The organism is uncultured Cetobacterium sp. (genome assembly GCF_947039425.1).
Lineage (GTDB): Bacteria > Fusobacteriota > Fusobacteriia > Fusobacteriales > Fusobacteriaceae > Cetobacterium_A.
In genome coordinates, this window is record NZ_CAMQYW010000230.1 from 1 (window position 1) to 3,201 (window position 3,201).

The 3,201-nt window shown below is 19.4% G+C and carries 3 protein-coding genes; 1 reads left to right on the forward strand and 2 read right to left on the reverse strand.

Annotated features, from left to right (window positions below; all coding sequences use genetic code 11):
• Nucleotides 1–303 precede the first annotated feature (303 nt).
• Entirely contained in the window at nt 304–1,983 is a 1,680-nt protein-coding gene (locus Q0V09_RS09640; protein ID WP_297488974.1) for a GGDEF domain-containing protein, read from the reverse strand.
• Nucleotides 1,984–2,149: 166 nt separating this feature from the next.
• Between Q0V09_RS09640 and Q0V09_RS09645 the strand changes: the two genes are divergently transcribed.
• Nucleotides 2,150–2,761 (forward strand): superoxide dismutase, encoded by a 612-nt coding sequence (locus tag Q0V09_RS09645; RefSeq protein WP_297488977.1) that lies wholly within the window; start codon nt 2,150–2,152, stop codon nt 2,759–2,761.
• Nucleotides 2,762–2,803: 42 nt separating this feature from the next.
• Here the strand turns inward: Q0V09_RS09645 and Q0V09_RS09650 are convergent, their stop codons facing one another.
• Nucleotides 2,804–3,115: a hypothetical protein gene (locus tag Q0V09_RS09650; protein WP_297488980.1), complete on the reverse strand. Its 312-nt coding sequence runs from the start codon at nt 3,113–3,115 to the stop codon at nt 2,804–2,806.
• Nucleotides 3,116–3,201 lie beyond the last annotated feature (86 nt).

The window sequence follows — 3,201 nt, forward strand, 5'->3', positions numbered from 1 at the left end:
TATTATTATAACATAAAAAAGCAATGGACAGTACTATCCATTGCTTTTCTTATTTAGTTTCCTTCTTCACATAAGAAGGGAACTAATTCCCCCTAAATCTTTTATATGAACTATATATCCCCCCGGACATATTATTATTATATATGAACTTTTAATAAAAGTCAATATTTTTTGTTTGTTTTTTTACAATAAAATTGTTTTTCAGTTCCATTTGTCCTAAAAAAGAATAGAAAACAGAAAAAATTAAGACTTTTTTATTTTTAGAGATTGCGTGAAATATTTATTTTATTCAACAAACTATTTCTAAAAATAAGTTATCTTGTTTTTTCCTGTATTTTTAGAAAAATAGAGTAATTTATCACAAGTTTTATATGTATTTTCATTACTATTTGAAAACCCTCCACTTATAGTAACTTTTTCTATTCTATTCCATTTATTTTTTTCTATACTTTTTCTAATATTTTCTGATTCTTCTTTGGAATTCACAAAATTAATATTTTCAAAAATAACTATAAATTCTTCTCCTCCAACTCTATAAGTTGTAATATTATTGCTGTTTCTAGTATTTAATATTTGACCTATTCTTTCTAGAACTTCATCCCCTATTAAATGGCCATAATTGTCATTAATCTTTTTAAAATTATCAATATCAAATAAAAACATATAATATTTTTTATTCTTTAGTCTTTTTATTTTTTTATCAAAACTTTTTCTATTTTTTAATTTTGTTAATCCATCTATTTCTGATTCTATTTTTAACTTAGAATTTACAAACAAGGATAACCCAATTATTAATAATATTATTATTGATAGCATTATTAAATTTTTATATAAAACTCTATTCTCTTTATCTATAAAATCTTTTTCTATTGATTCTATTAAAAATAAAGTGATTATTTTATTATTTGAATCATTTAATTTAGTCGTTACCATATCATTTCTTTCTTTTAATGATTTATACTTTTTTAAATTGTTATTTTTATAATAATATTTAAAAAGCATATCATATGCTTTCTTAGAAAAAAAATAATCAAAATTAGAATCTTCTTCTATATATTTAAATATTTTTTTTTCTGAAAACTTTTTAAAATTATATTTTAAATTATAATTTTCTAAACTTAATATATAATGATCTCTTATTCCTACAAAATATATTTTATTTAATTTATTTAAATAGTATTTTGCATTATTTAAATAAATTAATGCCTTTTTTTTATTATTTAAATCTAATTGTAAATCTGCATTTAATAAATTTTTAAATATTAAAATATTAAATTTATATTGAGATTTTTCATTTTTAAATAAAACATCTAAATTATTAAGATATATCTTTACATTTTTATAATCTTTTATATCTAAATAATTCTCAATTAAATGTAAATAAACCAAAATAGTAACTCTATTTTTAAATTCATACATATTTTTTTCTTTTTTTACTTCTAACAATAATTTAATTGCTGATTCTTTTCCATTCAAACCACTTAATATTGATGCTAGTGCTATTTTAGCTCTATCTATATCATATTGAGATTTTAACAATGTTGCTAACTTTAAATACTCTATAGTATATTTTATAGAGTTTAAAATATTAATCGATGAACTATTTAAAATTCTTAACTTATTTAATATATATAATTTTTCTCTAGAATCTAAATATTCACTTTGTAAAAGCTCTTTTAATATAAAATTAGGAACTTTATAATCTGTTGTTTTATCAAATAAAACTCTATTTTTTTCCACAATTGACATATATAACTCTGGATATTTTGGAGGAGCTATTTTTTTAAAATCATCTAATAATTTAACTTCTATTTTAGATAAATCTTTAGTATTAAATTTTGAACTTGTTTTAAAAAGTGGATCATTTATAAAATATCTATTTTTATTAAATAAATTATTTTTAATTAAATATATAAAAATACCAAATATTAAAAATAATAAAATTATATTTATAATATACTGCTTTTTTCTATTGTAAATCATAACAAAACTCCTTGTATTTATTAGTTATAATAATTACATAATATCATATGGTTTATTAAAGTTAAATAGATTTATATTTAAATATTCAACTTGACTTTTTGATAAAATAGGTATACATATTAGTTAAGGTTTATATTTAAATAGAAATTATTTTAGGAGGTTTTTTATGCAAACAAATTATCCATTTCAATTAAAATCTTTACCTTATGACTATTTTCAATTAGAGCCTTTTATAAGCAAAATGACTCTTGAATATCACCATGATAAACATTTACAAGCTTATACTGATAACTTAAATAAAGTTTTAAAAGAAATACCAGAATTACAAGAAACATCTCTTATTGATATTTTAAAAAATCTAAATAATATTCCTGAAAATTTTAAAACAGGTATTATTAATAATGGAGGTGGAGTTTTTAATCATAATTTTTACTTTGATCAATTATCACCTAGTGTAGATATGGATATTCCTGAGAGCTTAAAAACTAAGCTTATAAAAGATTTTTCTTCTGTTGAAAATTTTATAGAAGAACTTAAAAAAGCTGCTTTAGGATGTTTTGGTTCAGGTTGGGCATGGTTAGTGGAAGATAATAATAATAATTTACAAATTATTATAACTAAAAATCAAGATACTCCTTTTAAAGATAATTTAAAACCACTTTTAAATCTAGATGTTTGGGAACATGCTTATTATATAGATTACCAAAATAGAAGAGCAGCATATATTGATGCTTTCATACACATAATCAATTGGGATGTTGTTGCTAATAGATTATAAATCTAAAATAAGCTGTAGACAAATAACTGTCTACAGCTTTTTTTAATTATAAGCAATATCAATAATATTTAAATCTTCAATTTTTTCTACAAAAGTATATTCTGAATTTATATCTTTTATAATAAATATCTTTTCTTTAATTTGAGGTTTTCCAAAACTACTAAATGTTCTATATTTAATTTTTTGAGCATATATCTTATCTTCTAATTTCATAATTTTACTTGTTGTTATAATCTCTTTATTTTTTGTTGAAAAATAATCTCTCAATGCATAAGCACTACCATCAGTATATGATTGTTTTGGAGCACATAAACTTATAACAGATATTGATAAAAATATAATAGTCTTTTTCATAATAACCTCCTTAAATAGTATTTACAATATATATTACTACATAGTTAAGTATACTTTAAATATATATTATAAATGAAGGTTATTTT

Bases quoted from the DNA above. Each gene is read 5' to 3' on its own strand.
- Q0V09_RS09640 (WP_297488974.1), bottom strand. From the start codon at position 1,983: ATGATTTACAATAGAAAAAAGCAGTATATTATAAATATAATTTTATTA.
- Q0V09_RS09645 (WP_297488977.1), top strand. From the start codon at position 2,150: ATGCAAACAAATTATCCATTTCAATTAAAATCTTTACCTTATGACTAT.
- Q0V09_RS09650 (WP_297488980.1), bottom strand. From the start codon at position 3,115: ATGAAAAAGACTATTATATTTTTATCAATATCTGTTATAAGTTTATGT.